At 72.1% G+C, this 16,699-nt stretch carries 14 protein-coding genes; 5 read left to right on the forward strand and 9 right to left on the reverse strand.

The annotated features are described in order from the left end of the window. Nucleotides 1-452 precede the first annotated feature (452 nt). Nucleotides 453-1,343, reverse strand: coding sequence for a hypothetical protein (locus ACWEV0_RS10920; RefSeq protein WP_453148388.1), 891 nt, complete (start codon nucleotides 1,341-1,343; stop codon nucleotides 453-455). Continuing rightward, nucleotides 1,333-1,938: a hypothetical protein gene (locus tag ACWEV0_RS10925; protein WP_453148389.1), complete on the reverse strand. Its 606-nt coding sequence runs from the start codon at nucleotides 1,936-1,938 to the stop codon at nucleotides 1,333-1,335. The genes ACWEV0_RS10920 and ACWEV0_RS10925 overlap by 11 nt, the downstream gene beginning before the upstream one ends. Nucleotides 1,939-2,150: 212 nt before the next feature. Here ACWEV0_RS10925 and ACWEV0_RS10930 point away from each other — a divergent pair, with 212 nt between their 5' ends. Next, nucleotides 2,151-3,197: a serine hydrolase domain-containing protein gene (locus ACWEV0_RS10930; RefSeq protein ID WP_453148390.1), complete on the forward strand. Its 1,047-nt coding sequence runs from the start codon at nucleotides 2,151-2,153 to the stop codon at nucleotides 3,195-3,197. Between the two features lie 70 nt (nucleotides 3,198-3,267). Further along, nucleotides 3,268-4,095: a hypothetical protein gene (locus ACWEV0_RS10935; RefSeq protein WP_453148392.1), complete on the forward strand. Its 828-nt coding sequence runs from the start codon at nucleotides 3,268-3,270 to the stop codon at nucleotides 4,093-4,095. Here the strand turns inward: ACWEV0_RS10935 and ACWEV0_RS10940 are convergent. After that, on the reverse strand, nucleotides 4,065-4,766 hold the full coding sequence (locus ACWEV0_RS10940; protein ID WP_453148394.1) for a TetR/AcrR family transcriptional regulator: 702 nt from the start codon (nucleotides 4,764-4,766) through the stop codon (nucleotides 4,065-4,067). The two genes, ACWEV0_RS10935 and ACWEV0_RS10940, sit on opposite strands and share 31 nt — an antisense overlap. A 127-nt stretch (nucleotides 4,767-4,893) precedes the next feature. Here ACWEV0_RS10940 and ACWEV0_RS10945 point away from each other — a divergent pair, with 127 nt between their 5' ends. Further along, nucleotides 4,894-5,526, forward strand: coding sequence for an NADPH-dependent FMN reductase (locus ACWEV0_RS10945; protein WP_453148395.1), 633 nt, complete (start codon nucleotides 4,894-4,896; stop codon nucleotides 5,524-5,526). Nucleotides 5,527-5,538: 12 nt separating this feature from the next. Continuing rightward, the gene (locus tag ACWEV0_RS10950) at nucleotides 5,539-6,957 is read left to right on the forward strand and encodes a DHA2 family efflux MFS transporter permease subunit (protein WP_453148397.1); all 1,419 of its coding nucleotides are present in this window, start codon (nucleotides 5,539-5,541) and stop codon (nucleotides 6,955-6,957) included. An 86-nt stretch (nucleotides 6,958-7,043) separates the two neighbouring features. Here the strand turns inward: ACWEV0_RS10950 and ACWEV0_RS10955 are convergent, their stop codons facing one another. Further along, nucleotides 7,044-7,838, reverse strand: coding sequence for an alpha/beta hydrolase (locus tag ACWEV0_RS10955; protein WP_453148399.1), 795 nt, complete (start codon nucleotides 7,836-7,838; stop codon nucleotides 7,044-7,046). 161 nt (nucleotides 7,839-7,999) lie between these two features. Between ACWEV0_RS10955 and ACWEV0_RS10960 the strand changes: the two genes are divergently transcribed. Then, complete coding sequence (locus ACWEV0_RS10960) at nucleotides 8,000-8,866, forward strand: helix-turn-helix transcriptional regulator (RefSeq protein ID WP_453148401.1); 867 nt, start codon at nucleotides 8,000-8,002, stop codon at nucleotides 8,864-8,866. 20 nt (nucleotides 8,867-8,886) lie between these two features. Here the strand turns inward: ACWEV0_RS10960 and ACWEV0_RS10965 are convergent, their stop codons facing one another. The 5 genes from ACWEV0_RS10965 to kdpA all read right to left on the reverse strand — a co-directional run bounded on the left by ACWEV0_RS10965 (nucleotide 8,887) and on the right by kdpA (nucleotide 16,699). Next, on the reverse strand, nucleotides 8,887-11,409 hold the full coding sequence (locus ACWEV0_RS10965; protein ID WP_453148403.1) for an ATP-binding protein: 2,523 nt from the start codon (nucleotides 11,407-11,409) through the stop codon (nucleotides 8,887-8,889). Continuing rightward, entirely contained in the window at nucleotides 11,402-12,100 is a 699-nt protein-coding gene (locus tag ACWEV0_RS10970; RefSeq protein WP_453148405.1) for a response regulator, read from the reverse strand. The genes ACWEV0_RS10965 and ACWEV0_RS10970 overlap by 8 nt, the downstream gene beginning before the upstream one ends. Nucleotides 12,101-12,181: 81 nt before the next feature. Next, nucleotides 12,182-12,910: a potassium-transporting ATPase subunit C gene (locus ACWEV0_RS10975; RefSeq protein WP_453148407.1), complete on the reverse strand. Its 729-nt coding sequence runs from the start codon at nucleotides 12,908-12,910 to the stop codon at nucleotides 12,182-12,184. Between the two features lies 1 nt (nucleotide 12,911). After that, nucleotides 12,912-15,038: a potassium-transporting ATPase subunit KdpB gene (gene kdpB / locus ACWEV0_RS10980; protein WP_453148408.1), complete on the reverse strand. Its 2,127-nt coding sequence runs from the start codon at nucleotides 15,036-15,038 to the stop codon at nucleotides 12,912-12,914. After that, entirely contained in the window at nucleotides 15,035-16,699 is a 1,665-nt protein-coding gene (kdpA, locus tag ACWEV0_RS10985) for a potassium-transporting ATPase subunit KdpA (RefSeq protein ID WP_453148410.1), read from the reverse strand. Before kdpA ends, kdpB begins: the two co-directional genes overlap by 4 nt.

Below are 16,699 nucleotides of genomic sequence, written 5' to 3' on the forward strand. Positions count from 1 at the left end.
ACCTTGAAGCGGGGGATGGAAGCCGAGTGAAGCCGCTGCCGCGGGCCGGGAACGGGAGACCCGCACCCGGCCCGCGAGGCAACTGCTACTAGTTGAAGACCCGACCGGAGACGGCCTTGGCAGCGACAACCTTGACGATCTTCAGCATGATTACTCCTGAGTGTTATCGAGATTCCCGGGATTTCCTCCCGGTGTCGCCTCCGTTCGTTGGCGACGAGTTAATGATGTCCTGCCGGACGCGCCCGTGGAAGGCTTTTCCGTGGCATCAACCGCGCCGGGCAGGAAGCTGCCGGAGAGGATTCGGGACGCCCGCCGGAAAGGCCACCAGAAGGCCGCCAGAAAGGCCGTCAGAAAGGCCGCCGGAAACACCTCCGGGGAACGCGAAAGCCCCCCGAGCGACGAGCTCGGGGGGCCGGCGGTGCGCCCTGTCGGCATGCCCTGTCGGCAGCCTTTCAGCGCCTCCGGAAGGCGCGCAGCAATCGCGCCGTGTGCCGTTCGGTGCCGGGATCGAGGACGAACAGCGGCAGCGCGTGAACGGCGTGGTGCCAGAAGGAGATGTCCATCGTCGCCTTGATGGACGCGTGGAAGGCCAGCGAGGACAGCCCCAGTGCGCGGGGGCGTCTGCGCAGGGCGATCTGCGCCGCCGGGAAGAGGAGTTCGAAGGCGAGCGTGGCGGCACTGGCGGTGGCCGCCACCGTCATCGGCCGCCGGCTGAGCCACTTCCCGGCCCGGGTGCCGAGCTCGGCCCAGCTCCCGCGCAGCGTACGGCCGTCGGCCCACGCCGGGCCGCTCAGCAGCAGCTTGGAGAGCCCGGACTGGAAGTACAGGCAGCCGTAGTAGAGGCGCATGGCCAGCAGCACGGCGGTCGCGACCTCGGACGACGGTCCGTCCTCGTCCGAGTCGGTGTCACCACCCTCGTATCCAGAGCCGGAGCCGGACCCGGAGACGGACCCGGAGCCGGCGAGGCTGCCGCGCGAGTCGGTCAGGGAGAGCAGGAGCAGATAGACGTTGAGGTTGGAGTTGTAGTTCCACGCCCGCTGGTCGAACTGGGCCACGTGCCGCTGCACGGCGGCGAACGACACGTTCGCCGCGAACTTGAGGGCCTTGCTCTCGGCACCGAGCGTCCAGGCCGCCGTCGTCACGAAGGCCAGCCGCCGCAGGGCCTCGTACTGCTCCGCGGTCAGCCGGCCGGGGGAATCCTGTTCGCCCTCCTCCTTCCGGCTCCACTCGTCGACGAGGGCGTCGCCGGGCGGCAGGTGCCAGAGCGTGTTCAGTACCGCCAGACCGGTCGTGAGCCGTGCCAGGGCCAGGCGCCGGCGCGCCCCCGGGATCTCAGGCAGCATGCTGCGCCTCCTCGTTCCGCTCCGCTTCCTCGACGAGCGGTTCGACGAACCGCCAGAGCGTGGCCTCCTGTCGAGGGGCCACGACGCCCGTAGGGTCGTACCGGTGGACGAGTTCGGCCCACGTCACCTCCGTACGGTCGAAGGGCGAGCAGGTCCGGAAGTCGACCTCGACGAAGTACAGCTCCATGGCTACGAACCGGCGCCCCGGCCCCGGCCGGAACGACGCCTTCACCTCGTCCCAGGCCCGCCGGCTCCGACGGTTCAGCCGCTCCAGCGCCTGCCGGCAGAACCGGTCGCGGACCTCGATGTCGTCCTGCGCGTGGAAGACACGCTCCAGTACGGACACCACGCGGAAGAACTCCAGCGGCAGCAGCGACCACGGGTCGGTGGGCCCGAGAGCCTGCCCGTCGTCCGTGAACAGCCGTACGCGCATCTGCAGCGCCTGGTCCCGCTTGTGGTACGCGAACATGTTGAAGGTGCAGAACGGCCACCGGTTGGTGTTGAGGACCGTGTGCACCACCTGGCCGACGAGATAGGCGGACGTCCCCGCGAGGATCGCCCGACTGAGCAGCTTGGCCCGGGGTACTGGGGACACGTGCGCTCTCTTTCGATGGGACGCGTACGCCGCCCATGCCGGCGCACACTGCGGTCACCGTCGAGTCTCGGCAGCCCGGATCCCCGGCGGAACCCATGGCCGCTGGCATGAACCGCGCCTGGCACCGTCCTGCCCGCCCGTGCCGCTCGCCCGGCCGGGCAAGAGCGGTCGGCCGCGGGTGACGGTGGCGTCGCCGCGGGTACACAGCTGATGTGAACACGACGCTCGGCCCAGGCCGTATCGCCCGCATCGGACGGCTCCTCCAGGACGGGGTGCGCGACCGGGTGTATCCCGGGGCCGTCTGGGCGGTCGGCGACGCCTCCGGGGGGACGGCGGGCGGGGCGGTCGGGCGCCTCGCGCCGGACCGCGGGCCCGCCGTCCCGCACACGCTGTTCGACCTCGCCAGTCTCACCAAGGTGATCGCCGTGTGGCCGGTGGTCGGGACGCTCGTCGAGGCGGGAAAACTGCAACTGGAGCTGCCGCTCGGGAGCTTCTGGCCGGAGGTGGCCGGGTATCCGCTCGGGGACGTCACCGCGCTGCAGCTGCTCACGCACACCGCGGGGCTGCCGCTGCGGGCCAACCTCAGGGCGCTGTACGGGACGGATCCGCAGGACGTGCGGGACGGGGTGCTGCGGGAGGTGTTGCGGCGGCGGGCCGGGGAGGCGGTGGAGTACACCGATCGGGCGGCGCTGGTGCTCGGCTATCTGGCGGAGTTCCTGACCGGGCGGCCGCTGCGGGAGCTGGCGGAGGTACGGGTGTGGGAGCCGCTCGGGATGACGGAGACGCGGTACGGGCCGCTGCCCGCCGCGGCGGCCGCGCGCTGCGCGCCGACGGAGTACGACGAGGAGTCCGGACGCCATCTCCAGGGCACCGTGCACGACTTCTCGGCGCGGCTGCTCGGCGGGGCGTGCGGGATCGCCGGGACGTTCTCGACGGCGGGTGATCTCGGGCGGTTCCTGCGGCAGGTGCTCGACCCGGTGCGGCCGCCGTTCGGGGCGGAGTGGGCGGCGGACTCGCTGCGCGACCGTACCGGCGGGCTCTCTCCCGTACGCGGACTGTTCTGGCATCCGGCGCCCGGCACGGCGGTACGCGACGACGTGTGGGTGCACTACGGCTTCACCGGGACCGGGATGTGGGTCAGTCCGAGCCGTGGGCGCTGGGCGGTGCTGCTCACCAACAAGCTGTACTTCACGCGGGACACCGGGCCGGTGACGGCGGTCCGCGACGCGTTCCGCCGGGCGGTGTTTCCGGCCGGGTGAGCCTGGTGACCGAAGGGGGGACGGATCGTTGCACGCCGTAAACGATCAGGCAGGCGAGCGAGGAGTGCGAGTGACGACGTTGCGGGAGGACACGGAGCTGGTCCTGGGGGATGCCGAGCTGGTACGACAGGCCGCCCGGGAGCTGGCCGAGGGGCGCGCCGTCGTGCACGGCTTCGCCAACTTCTACGCGATGACCGCCCGCGCCGACCGCGAGGTGGTCGCCCGGGTGAACCGGCTCAAGGGGCGCCCGGACGGGCAGGCCGGCAGCGTCACCACCGTCCCGGCCGGCATCCCGGGCCTGTTCGACTGGACCCGGCTGCCGGCCGACCTGCCGCGGCGGCAGGTGCGGTCGCTGATGGAGGAGCTGTACGAGCTGGGCCCGTTCGGCTTCCGGGGGCCCGCCGCCGACCGGATCCCCGGGCACCTCACGGCCGACCGGGACGGCGTGCGGACCGTGCAGGTCATCGCGCCCGGGCGGCACTGCCCGTCGAACGCCTTCCTCGCCGCCGCGCAGGAGCGGACCGGTACGGACCTCCTCTTCGTCACCTCCGCCAACCGCTCGCGGGAGCTGCCCCATTGGCGCGGCGAAAGTGCCGTGCGGGACTTCGGCCACGAGCCGGGCGTACGGGTCCTGGTGCACGCGGACGACGGCGCGGCCCGGCTGCGGTACCCGTACCACGCGCCGGTGTCGGTGAGCGTGGTGTCGTTCCACCGTCCGGCGGGGTACGGGCGGGGCGGGCTGCCCGCGCTGACGCTGGAGCGGGCCGGGTCGCTGTCGGCCGAGCACATCCGGTCGGTGGCCGCGAACCACGGCTTCGTGCTCGTCCTGGCCGAGCGGGCCGCCGGGCCCCGGCCGGCCCCCCGCACCTACGCGGCTTCGGTGCCTTCGGCCCGGTAGGCGCGCAGGAAGGCCGCCACGCCGCCCCTGAGCAGGCGGTCCGTCACGTCCTCCGGCAGCGGCAGGACGCCGTAGTGGGAGGTCTGGAGGACCAGCCCCGAGGTGAGCACCGTGAAGTGCACGCCCGCGAGCTCGGGGTCGCCGTGCAGGTCGAGCAGGCCACCGTCGGCGAGCGTGGTCAGCGCGGTCGCGAAGGCGGCGGCGACCGAGGCGGGCCCGGCCTCCCGCCAGGCGGCGAGCACCTCTGCGGGGACGTGGTCGGCCTCGGCGTGGATGTGCCGGACCAGGGCGAAGTGGTCCGGGTAGTCGGTGATCAGGTCGGCGAAGGCGCGGGCGACGGCGACGAGATCGCGTTCGAGCGTGTCGGGGTGGGGCAGCCGCTCCGGGTTCAGCAGGGTGTGGATGGTGCCCAGTTGGGCGTCCCGCACCTCGTTGGCCGTCCAGGTGATGACGGTCTGGAACAGCTGGGCCTTGCCACCCGGGAAGTGGTTGTAGAGCGTGCGCGTCGAGACGCCGGCCGCGGCGGCGAGCGAGTCGACGGAGGCGCGCGCGTAGCCCTCGTGGCCGAAGACCCGGCAGGCCTGACGGACGATCGCGATCTGTTTCTCCAGCTTGCGGGGCGGGACCTCGCGCCGGGCCCGTTCCATCCAGGCGTCGTTGCTGCTGCTCATATCGGCACCTTACCCCCGTACGGCCCCGCAAGTACAACGAGCGTTGCACTTTTTACAACGAGCGTTGTACCTTCTTGGTGTGCCGGACGCAGCGGGCGTCCCGGCCGCTCCTGGAGGGGGAACACCCATGTCCACGACCGCCGTTGAGAACCGTGAGAACGCCACCGACGCCCACGCCCCGCTGCGCGTCGCCGTCCTCGTCGGCAGCGTCCGCGAGGGCCGGCAGGGCCGCGCCGTCGCCGACTGGTTCCTGGGCGTCGCCGAGCGGCACGGCGGCATGGAGTTCGACGTGATCGACCTCGCCGAGGTCGACCTGCCGCTCGCCATGCCGGGCTGGGGCGGCACGCCCAGCGCCCGGGCCACCGCCGCGCTCGCCCAGGTCACACCGAAGCTGGCCGCCGCCGACGCCTTCGTGGTCATCACGCCCGAGTACAACCACAGCTTCCCCGCGGCCCTGAAGAACCTCATCGACTGGCACAACCCGCAGTGGCAGGCCAAGCCGGTCGGCTTCGTCTCGTACGGCGGGCTCGGCGGCGGCGTGCGCGCGGTCGAGCAGCTGCGCACGGTCTTCGCCGAGCTGCACGCCACCACCGTGCGCGACCAGGTCAGCCTGCACGGCCCGTGGAACGGGCTCGGCGAGGACGGCACCCCGCTCGACGGGACGATCGCCGAGGGCGCCGCCAAGGGCATGCTGGGCCAGCTCACCTGGTGGGGCCGGGCCCTGCGTACCGCCCGCGCCGAGCGCCCGTACCAGGCCTGAGGAGTCACGGTCATGAGCACCACCCAGCTCGCCGCGCGCCGCGCCTCCGGGGACGGCACGGCCGGGACTCCGCTCCGCCGCGTCCTCGCCGTCACCGTCATCGGTTCCGTCATGTCCGTCCTCGACATGACCATCGTCAACGTCGCGCTGCGCAGCCTGTCGACGGCCTTCCACGCCCCGCTGACCACCATCCAGTGGACCGCCACCGCCTACACGCTCGCGCTCGCCGCCGTCATCCCGACCGCCGCCTGGGCGATGGGCCGGATCGGCGCCAAGCGCACCTACCTCACCGCGCTCGCCCTCTTCACCCTCGGCTCGCTGCTCGCCGCCTGCGCCTGGGACGCGGGCAGCCTGATCGCCTTCCGGGCGGTGCAGGGACTCGGCGGCGGACTCCTCATGCCGGTCGGCATGGCGATGACGATGCGTGCCGCCGACCCGGCCCGGCTGGGCAAGGCGATGGCCGTCGGCGGACTGCCCATCCTGGTCGGCCCGGTGATCGGCCCCACGCTCGGCGGCTGGCTCGTCGACGCCGCCTCCTGGCACTGGATCTTCCTGGTCAACCTGCCCATCGGCGCGGCCGCGCTCCTCCTCGCGGCCCGGCTCCTGCGCCCCGACGCGCCGCGCGCCGGCGACCCGGCGCCGCGCCTGGACGTCCCCGGTCTGCTGATGCTCTCCCCCGGTCTCGCCGTGCTGCTCTACGGGCTCGCGCGCGGCGGCGAGGCCGGCGACTTCACGGCCCTCGGGGCGTGGCTGCCCACGGCCGCCGGGGTGCTGCTCGTCGCGGCCTTCGTACGGCGCGCCCTGACGGCCCGTGCGCCGCTGCTCGACCTGCGGCTGCTGCGCGACCGCACCTTCGCCACCGCGATCGGCACCCTGGCCCTGTTCACCTGCGGCTACTTCGGCTCGATGCTGCTCGCCCCGCTCTACTGGCAGGGCGTACGCGGGTTCAGCGCGAGCTCGGCCGGGCAGCTGTCCATCCCGGTCGGCCTGACGGTCGGCCTGGCCATGCAGGTCGCGGCCCGGCGCATCGACTCCGTCGCGCCGCGGCGGCTGATCCCGGCGGGCGTCGCCCTCGCGGCGCTCGGCATGGCGCTCAGCGCGGTGCAGACCGGCCGGGACGGGGCGCCGGTCTGGCAGGTGGTCGGCTCGGCGATGGTGATGGGCGCCGGCGCGGGCATGGTCCTGATGCCGACGATGACCATCGCGAGCCGTGGCCTGCCGAAGGACCGGCTCGCCGCCGCCAGCACGGCCCTGAGCATCAACTCGCAGGTGGGCGCGTCGATCGGCACGGCCCTGTGCTCGGTGGTCCTCGGCTCGGCGGGCATCGACCCGGCCGGCTTCCGGATCACGTACGCGGTGGCGGCGACGCTCCTCGCGCTGGCCCTCGTACCGGCCCTGCTCCTGCCGGGCAGGTCGCGGGCGGGCCGCTGACCTGTCGGCCCCGCGCGGCGCCCACGCGTGCCACTTCCGGGGAATACCCGGCTGGGCCGAAGGCGGCCGTTGGGGCGCGTCGCGGCTCAGGAACCGAGTATCGCGCGGATCCGTGCCGCGGTTCCGCGCGGGTGGAAGACGTAGCCGTTGTGGCCGCCGGGGAACGTCTCCAGATGCGTCCCCAGTTCGCCGGCGAGCATCGCGGCGCACGTGTGCGGCCAGAGGTGGGCCGAGTTCTCACTGGCGGCGGGCACGACGCGGGCGGGCGAGGACTTGAGCGCGGCCACGTCGAGGGCGTTTGCCCTGATGGACGGCATGTCGTGGGTGAGGAGGGCCGCCGCGTTCCGCAGGCGGTCGGGGTCCGGAGCGCGTGCCGGGACATCCGGCTCGCAGTCGTTCGGATCGATGTCGAGGTCGGCAGCGAACCTGCCCATCGCGGGCGCCGGGCCCGCCGCCTTGAAGGTCTCCTCGACGGTGAGCAGTTGCCGGAGGGCGAGGGCACGCCCGGCTTCCGGCAGCAGGTGCGCGACGGGCGGTTCGTGCGCGATGACCGCCCCGACCTGCTCGGGGTGCCTGACGGTCAGCTCCAGCGAGATCAGCCCGCCGATGCTGGTGCCGTAGACGAGTGCGGGTTCCGCGGTGAGGGCGGAGAGCAGGTGGGAGATGTCGTCGGCGTGCGTGGCGAGCGTCGTCGCGGGGGCGTCGGTGGTGCTCCCGGACAGGCCGCGCCGGTCGTAGGTGAGGACGGTGTACCGGTCGGCGAGGTGGCGGGCGAGCGGTTCGTTCGCGTCGGCACCGTGGTGGCCGCCGGCCACGAGCAGGAGCAACGGGCCCTCGCCGCGGACGACGTAGCGCAGTCGCGCGCCCGGCACTTCCAGCATGGATTCCCTCATGGTGCGACCACCGATCTTCTCGTCGGACAGGCCCTGGACGGGCCGTGTGTCGATCGTGCGGCCTTCGCCGGCACCGCGGGAGCGGAGCGCCTTCCCTAGGATCGGCGGTCCCAGGATCTCCTTTCGCGACGTCGGTAGGCTCGGAAGACATGACACCGAACCGTCCCGACCTCGCCGATTTCCTGCGCCGGTCCCGGGAGCGGCTGACGCCGCGCGACGTCGGGCTCGTCGAAGGGCCGAGGCGGCGGACGCCGGGCCTGCGTCGCGAGGAGGTCGCGATGCTCGCTGGGATGTCGGCCGACTACTACATGCGGCTCGAACAGGCCCGCGGCTCCCAGCCCTCGCTGCAGGTGCTCGCCGCGCTGACGGGCGCGCTGCGGCTGACCGGGGATGAGCGGGACCACCTGTACCTGCTCGCCGGGCACCGCCCGCCGGAGGACGCGCGGGCCGGGGAGTACCTGCGGCCGGGCCTGCGCTTCCTCCTCGACCGTCTGGACGGCGTGCCCGTGCAGGTGGTGAGCGATCTGGGCGACCTGCTGGCGCAGAACGACCTGGCGCTCGCGCTGTTCGGGTGCGTGTGCTCGGTCGCCGAGGAGGACCGCAACATCGTGCTGGGCTGGTTCACCGACCCGGGCGTCCGCGGTCACTTCGCGGTCGAGGAACACGAGGAGCAGGCCCGTCAGTTGGTCGCCGACCTGCGGGCCGCTACGACCCGCCGCGGCGACGACCCGGCGTCCCGCTCGCTCGTGACGCGGCTCCGGGCCGCGAGCCCGGAGTTCACGGCGCTGTGGGACCGGCACGAGGTCGCCGTGCGCAGGTCGCACCCGTACCGGCTCGTCCATCCCGACCTGGGCAGGATCGACCTGGACTGCGAGGTGCTCGCGACGCCCGCGGCGGACCAGCGCCTGCGGATCTTCACCCCGCCGCCCGGTGGCACGACCGTGCTCGACGAGTTGCGCGCGCTCGGCCCGCGGCACCGGCACGACACCCGCACGGCGGGCGCGACCGCACCGTAGCTCCCGGGCGCAGCAGGCCCCTACGGCCGCACCGGCACCGTGATCGCGCGCGGCACCGTGATCGCCATCGACAGGCCGCCGCCCGGCGTGTCCTCGGCGGTCAGCGAGCCGCCCATCGCCTCGACGAAGCCGCGCGCGACCGCCAGGCCGAGGCCCACGCCCGCGCCGCGCGGGGCGTCGCCGTAGCGCTGGAAGGCGCCGAAGATGCGGTCCTTGGCCTCGTCGGGGACGCCGGGGCCGCGGTCGACGACGCGGAGTTCGACGCGGTCGGCGAAGGCGCCCGCCTTGACGAGGACGGGGACGCCGGCCGGGCTGTACTTGACGGCGTTCTCCACGATGTTGGCGACGGCCCGTTCGAGCAGGCCGCGGTCGACGGCGACCATCGGGAGCGTCTCGGGGATGTCGAGGTCGACGCTGCCCTCGGGGACGCCGCCGAGGGCCATCGGCACCACCTCGTCGAGGTCGGTCTCGCGGATCACCGGGGTGACGGTGCCGGTCTCCAGGCGGGACATGTCGAGGAGGTTGCCGACGAGGTGGTCGAGCCGGTCGGCGCCGTCCTCGATGCCCTCCAGGAGCAGGGCCCTGTCGTCCTCGGTCCACTCGACGTCGTCCGAACGCAGCGACGAGACGGACGCCTTGATGCCGGCGAGCGGGGTGCGCAGGTCGTGGCTGACGGCGGCGAGGAGGGACGTACGGATCTTGTTGCCCTCGGCGAGCCGGCGGGCCTCCTCGGCCTCGTCGACCAGCCGCTGCCGCTCCAGGACGACGGCGGCCTGCGCGGCGAAGGCGCCGAGGACGCGCCGGTCCTCGGCGGGCAGCACCCGGCCGGTGAGGGCGAGCGCCAGATGGTCGCTGACCGGCATGTCGACGTCGGCGTCCTCGGGCCGGGCCACCGGCGCCGCGGCGCCCACGCTCGCCGTACAGCTCCAGGGCTCCAGGTCACCGGACCGCTCCAGGAGCGCCACGGACTCCATGGAGAAGGTCTCCCGGACCCGTTCGAGCAGCGACGCCAGCCCGGTCTCGCCGCGCAGCACGTTGCCGGCGAGGAAGGACAGGGTCTCCGCCTCGGCGCGCAGCCGGGCGGCCTGGTGGGTGCGGCGGGCGGCCAGGTCGACGACCGAGGCGACCGATATCGCGACCCCGACGAAGATCACCAGTGCGACGATGTTCTCCGGGTCGGCGATGGTCAGCCTCCCGACCGGCGGGGTGAAGTAGTAGTTCAGTACGAGCGAGCCGACGGCCGCCGCCGCGAGCGCCGGCAGCAGCCCGCCGAGCAGGGCCGCCGCGACGGTCAGTGACAGGAACAGGAGCATGTCGTTGGCGAGCCCCATGTCCGGGGCCAGCCGGGCGAGCAGCAGCGCCAGCGGGACCGGGCCGAACACGCCGACCAGCCAGCCCCAGACGATCCGGGCCCGGCCGAGCCGCGCCGTCCGGGCGGCCGGCAGCCCCCGGCCCTTCGCCATCGCGTCGTGCGTGACGATGTGGACGTCCAGGTCGGGCCCGGACTCGCGGGCGACGGTGGCGCTGACGCCCGGGCTGAGCACCGACTGCCAGGAGCGCCGGCGGCTGACGCCGAGGACGATCTGGGTGGCGTTGACCCCGCGGGAGAAGGACAGCAGCGCGGCCGGGACGTCGTCACCGACGACGTGGTGGAAGGTGCCGCCGAGGTCCTCGACGAGGGTGCGCTGGACCGCCAGTTCCTTCGGTGACGCCGAAGTCAGGCCGTCGCTGCGGGAGATGTAGACGGCGAGGACCTCGCCGCCCGCGCCCTTCTCGGCGAGCCGGACCGCGCGCCGTATCAGGGTGCGGCCCTCGGGGCCGCCGGTCAGGCCGACGACGATCCGCTCCCGGGAGGCCCAGATCTGCGAGACCTGGTGCTCGGTCCGGTACTCCTGCAGGTATTCGTCGACCCGGTCCGCCGTCCACAGCAGCGCCAGTTCGCGCAGGGCGGTGAGGTTGCCCGGGCGGAAGTAGTTGGACAGGGCCGCGTCGACCTTGTCGGGCTTGTAGATGTTGCCGTGCGCCATGCGCCGCCGCAGCGCCTGCGGCGACATGTCGACCAGTTCGATCTGGTCGGCGCGGCGCACGACCTCGTCGGGGACGGTCTCCCGCTGCCGTACGCCGGTGATCGACTCGACGACGTCGCCGAGGGACTCCAGGTGCTGGATGTTGACGGTCGACACGACGTCGATGCCGGCGGCGAGCAGCTCCTCGACGTCCTGCCAGCGCTTGGAGTTGCGCGAGCCGGGCACGTTGGTGTGCGGGAGTTCGTCGACGAGCGCGACGGCCGGCCTGCGGGCCAGCACGGCGTCGAGGTCCATCTCGGTGAAGGTGCTGCCCCGGTACTCGATCTCCTTGCGCGGTACGACCTCCAGGCCGTGCAGCATCACCTCCGTCCGCGGCCGGCTGTGGTGCTCGACGAACGCCACCACGCAGTCCGTGCCGCGCTCGACGCGCCGGTGGCCCTCGGAGAGCATCGAGTAGGTCTTGCCGACGCCGGGCGCCGCGCCCAGGTAGATCCGGAGCCTGCCGCGCCTAGCCATCGGCCGTGTCCCCCGGTTCGAAGCGGTAGCCCATGCCGGACTCGGTGATCAGGTAACGCGGGTGCGAGGGGTCGGGTTCCAGCTTGCGCCGCAGCTGCGCCATGTAGACGCGCAGGTAGTTGGTGTTGCCGCGGTAGCTCGCGCCCCAGACCTCCTCCAGGAGCCGGCGCTGGGCGATCAGCCGGCCCGGGTTGCGGACCAGGATGTCGAGCAGGTGCCACTCGGTCGGCGTGAGCCGGATGTCGCTCCCGTCGCGGCGTACCTTGCGGGCCACCAGGTCGACGGTGAAGTGCGCGGTCTCGACGGTGGTGACCTCCGTCTCCGGGACGGCTTCGCGGCGCCGGGCGGCGGCGCGCAGCCGGGCGAGCAGCTCGTCCATGCTGAACGGCTTGGTCATGTAGTCGTCGGCGCCGACGTCGAGGGCGAGCACCTTCTCCTCGGAGGCGGTGCGGGCGGAGAGCACCAGGATCGGCACCCGCGTCCAGCCGCGCAGCCCCGCTATCACGTCGAGGCCGTCCATGTCGGGCAGTCCGAGGTCGAGGACCACGACGTCCGGCCGGCGGTCGGCGGCCAGGCGCAGCGCGGTGGCCCCGTCGGGCGCGGCGTCGACCTCGTACGTACGCGCCTGGAGGTTGATGACCAGCGCCCGCGCGAGCTGCGGGTCGTCCTCCACGACCAGTACCCGGGTCATCCGTGTGGGCCTTCCTGTTCATGGCCGACGGGCCCGGGAGGTGTCCCGGGCCCGTGGCCTGCCGTGTGGATGACGCCATGCTCAGCCCTTGGCCGAGACGAGCGCCTTCAGTGCGATGTTGAGCCGGAGCACGTTGACCCGGGGCTCGCCGATGAAGCCGAGGATCCGGCCGTCGGTGTGGTCGGCGACCAGCCTGTCGACCTGCGCGACGGTCAGGTGGTTCAGTTCCGCGACCCGGTGGACCTGGAGCCTGGCGTACTCCGGGGAGATGTGCGGGTCGAGGCCGGAGCCGGAGGAGGTGACGGCGTCGGCGGGGACGTCGGACGGCTTCACCTTGAAGCCGGCCGTGGAGTTGTCCTTGATCACGGCCGCCTCGGCGTCGACGACCTGGGCGCAGAGCGTGCCCTCCGCGGGCTTCTCCGGGCAGTACGCCTTGCCGTTCTTGTCGGTCACGGCGCCGTTGTCGGCGGAGCGGTTGGTCGCACCCGAGAGGATGATTTTGTACCGGGTGTTGACGGAGTTGGCGCCGAGGCCGTTGGACGGGCGCGGCTGGAACCACCTGAGGTCCGCGCTCGCGGTCTCCTCGCCGTTCTTCAGGGGCAGGTTGTAGGTCTGCCCGATCAGCTCGGAGCCGACGACCCTGCCGCTCGCGTCCTTGATCTCCGAGCCGTTGGCCTTGTCGTCGAACAGGGCCTGGGCGATACCGGTGACGACGAGCGGGTAGATCAGGCCGCACACGACCGTGAGGACGAGGAGGGCGCGCAGGCCCGCCCAGAGCAACCGCCCGGCGTTTCCAACGGAGTTGTTCATGTCAGCCGATTCCGGGGATGAGGGAGATGAGCAGGTCGATGATCTTGATGCCGATGAACGGGGCGATCAGGCCGCCGAGTCCGTAGAGCCCGAGGTTGCGGCGGAGCATCCTGTCGGCGCTGGTCGGCCGGTAGCGCACGCCCTTCAGGGCCAGCGGCACGAGCGCGATGATGATCAGCGCGTTGAAGACGACCGCGGACAGGATCGCGGACTCCGGCGAGGCGAGCTGCATGATGTTCAGCTTGTCCAGGCCCGGGTAGGCGACCGCGAACATCGCGGGGATGATCGCGAAGTACTTCGCCACGTCGTTGGCGATGGAGAAGGTGGTGAGCGCGCCCCGGGTGATGAGGAGCTGCTTGCCGATCTCGACGATCTCGATGAGCTTGGTCGGGTTGGAGTCGAGGTCGACCATGTTGCCGGCCTCCTTCGCGGCCGACGTGCCCGTGTTCATCGCCACGCCGACGTCCGCCTGCGCGAGCGCCGGGGCGTCGTTCGTGCCGTCACCCGTCATCGCCACGAGCTTGCCGCCGGCCTGCTCGCGCTTGATGAGGGCCATCTTGTCCTCGGGGGTGGCCTCGGCGAGGAAGTCGTCGACGCCCGCCTCCTCGGCGATGGCCTTGGCGGTCAGCGGGTTGTCACCCGTGATCATGATCGTCTTGATGCCCATGCGGCGCAGCTCGTCGAACCGCTCCCGCATGCCCTCCTTGACGACGTCCTTCAGGTGGATGACGCCGAGGACCCGGGCGCCCTTGGCGTCCTCCACGGCGACGAGCAGCGGGGTGCCGCCGGCCTCGGAGATCGCGTCGGTGAGGGTGCGGGCGTCGGCGGCGACGGTGCCGCCGCGCTCCTCGACCCAGGCGATGACGGAGCCGGTCGCGCCCTTGCGGACGCGGCGGACCGTGCCGTCCTCCGTGAGGTCGACACCCGACATACGGGTCTGGGCGGTGAACTCGATCCACTCGGCGTGCGTCAGCTCGCCCTGGTGGCGCTCGCGCAGCCCGTACCTCTCCTTGGCGAGGACGACGATCGAGCGGCCCTCGGGCGTCTCGTCGGCCAGCGAGGAGAGCTGGGCGGCGTCGGCGACCTCCGCCTCCGTCGTACCGCGTACGGGCACGAACTCGGCGGCCTGGCGGTTGCCGAGGGTGATGGTGCCGGTCTTGTCGAGCAGCAGCGTGGACACGTCGCCGGCGGCCTCGACGGCCCGGCCGGACATCGCGAGGACGTTGCGCTGGACCAGGCGGTCCATGCCGGCGATGCCGATCGCGGAGAGCAGCGCGCCGATGGTCGTCGGGATGAGGCAGACCAGCAGGGCGGTCAGCACGATCATCGACGTCTGCTTGTCGGCGCCCGCGTAGATCGCGAAGGGCTTCAGGGTGACGACGGCCAGCAGGAAGACGATGGTGAGCGACGCCAGCAGGATGTTGAGCGCGATCTCGTTCGGCGTCTTCTGCCGGGCGGCGCCCTCGACCAGGTTGATCATGCGGTCGATGAAGGTCTCGCCGGGCTTCGTCGTGATCTTGATGACGACGCGGTCGGACAGCACCTTCGTACCGCCGGTGACGGCCGAGCGGTCGCCGCCGGACTCGCGGATCACCGGCGCGGACTCGCCCGTGATGGCGGACTCGTCGACGGAGGCCACGCCCTCGACGACGTCACCGTCGCCGGGGACGATGTCGCCGGCCTCGCAGACCACCAGGTCGCCGATCCGCAGCTCGGTGCCGGGGACCTGCTCCTCGCCTGTCTTGGTGATCCTCCGCGCCACGGTGTCGGTCTTGGCCTTGCGCAGGGTGTCGGCCTGGGCCTTGCCGCGGCCCTCGGCCACGGCCTCCGCCAGGTTGGCGAAGATGTTCGTCAGCCACAGCCAGGCGGCGATCGCCCAGCCGAACCAGTCGCCCGGGTTCTTGACGGCGAGCACGGTGGTGACCACCGAGCCGATCAGGACCACGAACATGACCGGCGACTTGACCATCACGCGCGGGTCGAGCTTGCGCAGCGCGTCCGGCAGCGACTTCAGCAGCTGCTTCGGGTCGAACAGGCCCCCGCCGACCCGTCCTGCCTCGGACTCCTTGTGCGGAGCCCGGTTCGCGTCCTCGTCGTGCGGGGCGCGAGTGGGTGTGAGGGTGCTCATGCTGCCAGCCCTTCGGCGAGCGGACCCAGCGCCAGGGCCGGGAAGTAGGTGAGACCGGTGATGATCATGATGGTGCCGACGAGCAGGCCGGTGAAGAGCGGCTTCTCGGTGCGCAGGGTGCCCGCGGTCTCGGGGACGGGGGTCTGCTCGGCGAGCGAGCCGGCCAGCGCGAGCACGAACACCATGGGCAGGAAGCGGCCGAGCAGCATCGCGATGCCGATCGTCGTGTTGAACCACGTGGTGTCGGCGTTCAGGCCGGCGAAGGCGGAGCCGTTGTTGTTGGCGCCGGAGGTGTAGGCGTACAGGATCTCCGAGAAGCCGTGCGCGCCCGTGTTCGTCATCGAGTCGGCGGGCGTCGGCAGGGCCATCGCGAGCGCGGTGAAGATCAGCACGAGCGCCGGGGTGACGAGGATGTAGCAGGCCGCGTACTTCATCTCGCGGGTGCCGATCTTCTTGCCCAGGTACTCGGGGGTGCGGCCCACCATCAGACCTGCGATGAACACCGCGACGATCGCCATGATCAGCATGCCGTAGAGGCCGGAGCCGACACCACCGGGCGCGATCTCGCCGAGCTGCATGCCCAGCATGGTGATGCCGCCGCCGAAGCCGGTGAAGGAGGAGTGGAAGGAGTCCACCGCGCCGGTCGAGGTCAGCGTGGTGGTGACCGCGAAGATCGACGAGCCGCCGACGCCGAAGCGGGTCTCCTTGCCCTCCATCGCGCCGCCCGCGATGTCGAAGGCGGGGCCCGGGTGGGCGAACTCGGTCCACATCATCAGCGCGACGAAGCCGAGCCAGATGACGCCCATGGTCGCCAGGATCGCGTAGCCCTGCTTGATCGAGCCGACCATGCGGCCGAAGGTGCGGGTGAGCGCGAACGGGATGACGAGGATCAGGTAGATCTCGAAGAGGTTCGAGAGCCCGTTGGGGTTCTCGAAGGGGTGGGCCGAGTTGGCGTTGAAGTAGCCGCCGCCGTTGGTGCCCAGCTCCTTGATGACCTCCTGGGAGGCGACCGCGCCGCCGTTCCACTGCCGGCTGCCGCCCAGGAACTGACCGACCTCGTGGATGCCGGCGAAGTTCTGGATGGCGCCGCAGGCGACCAGGATCAGCGCGCCCACGACCGAGATCGGCAGCAGGATGCGGATCGATCCGCGCACCAGGTCGGCCCAGAAGTTGCCGAGCTCACCGGTACGGGACCGGGCGAAGCCGCGCACGAGGGCCACCGCCACGGCGATCCCCACCGCCGCCGAGACGAAGTTCTGCACCGCGAGGCCGCCGGTCTGCACGACGTGGCCCATGGCCTGCTCGCCGTAGTACGACTGCCAGTTGGTGTTCGACACGAAGGAGGCGGCCGTGTTGAACGCCTGGTCCGGGTCGATGGAGACGAAGCCGAGCGAGCCGGGCAGGGAGCCCTGGACGCGCTGCAGCAGATAGAGGAAGAGAACGCTCACCGCGGAGAAGGCGAGCACCCCGCGCAGGTACGCGGGCCAGCGCATCTCGGTGTCGGGATTGGCACCGATGGCCTTGTAGATCCACTTCTCGGGCTTGAGGTGCTTGTCCGAGGAGTAGACCCGCGCCATGTACTCGCCCAGGGGCTGGTACGAGAGGCCGAGGGCGACGATCAGCGCCAGGAGCTGGAGGACCCCAGCAAGGACGGGACTCAT

This window comes from Streptomyces sp. NPDC003943 (assembly GCF_053605265.1).

Bases quoted from the DNA above. Each gene is read 5' to 3' on its own strand.
- ACWEV0_RS10920 (WP_453148388.1), bottom strand. From the start codon at position 1,343: ATGCTGCCTGAGATCCCGGGGGCGCGCCGGCGCCTGGCCCTGGCACGG.
- ACWEV0_RS10940 (WP_453148394.1), bottom strand. From the start codon at position 4,766: ATGAGCAGCAGCAACGACGCCTGGATGGAACGGGCCCGGCGCGAGGTC.
- ACWEV0_RS10945 (WP_453148395.1), top strand. From the start codon at position 4,894: ATGTCCACGACCGCCGTTGAGAACCGTGAGAACGCCACCGACGCCCAC.
- ACWEV0_RS10950 (WP_453148397.1), top strand. From the start codon at position 5,539: ATGAGCACCACCCAGCTCGCCGCGCGCCGCGCCTCCGGGGACGGCACG.
- ACWEV0_RS10955 (WP_453148399.1), bottom strand. From the start codon at position 7,838: ATGCTGGAAGTGCCGGGCGCGCGACTGCGCTACGTCGTCCGCGGCGAG.
- ACWEV0_RS10960 (WP_453148401.1), top strand. From the start codon at position 8,000: ATGACACCGAACCGTCCCGACCTCGCCGATTTCCTGCGCCGGTCCCGG.
- ACWEV0_RS10965 (WP_453148403.1), bottom strand. From the start codon at position 11,409: ATGGCTAGGCGCGGCAGGCTCCGGATCTACCTGGGCGCGGCGCCCGGC.
- ACWEV0_RS10970 (WP_453148405.1), bottom strand. From the start codon at position 12,100: ATGACCCGGGTACTGGTCGTGGAGGACGACCCGCAGCTCGCGCGGGCG.
- ACWEV0_RS10975 (WP_453148407.1), bottom strand. From the start codon at position 12,910: ATGAACAACTCCGTTGGAAACGCCGGGCGGTTGCTCTGGGCGGGCCTG.
- kdpB (WP_453148408.1), bottom strand. From the start codon at position 15,038: ATGAGCACCCTCACACCCACTCGCGCCCCGCACGACGAGGACGCGAAC.
- kdpA (WP_453148410.1), bottom strand. From the start codon at position 16,699: ATGAGTCCCGTCCTTGCTGGGGTCCTCCAGCTCCTGGCGCTGATCGTC.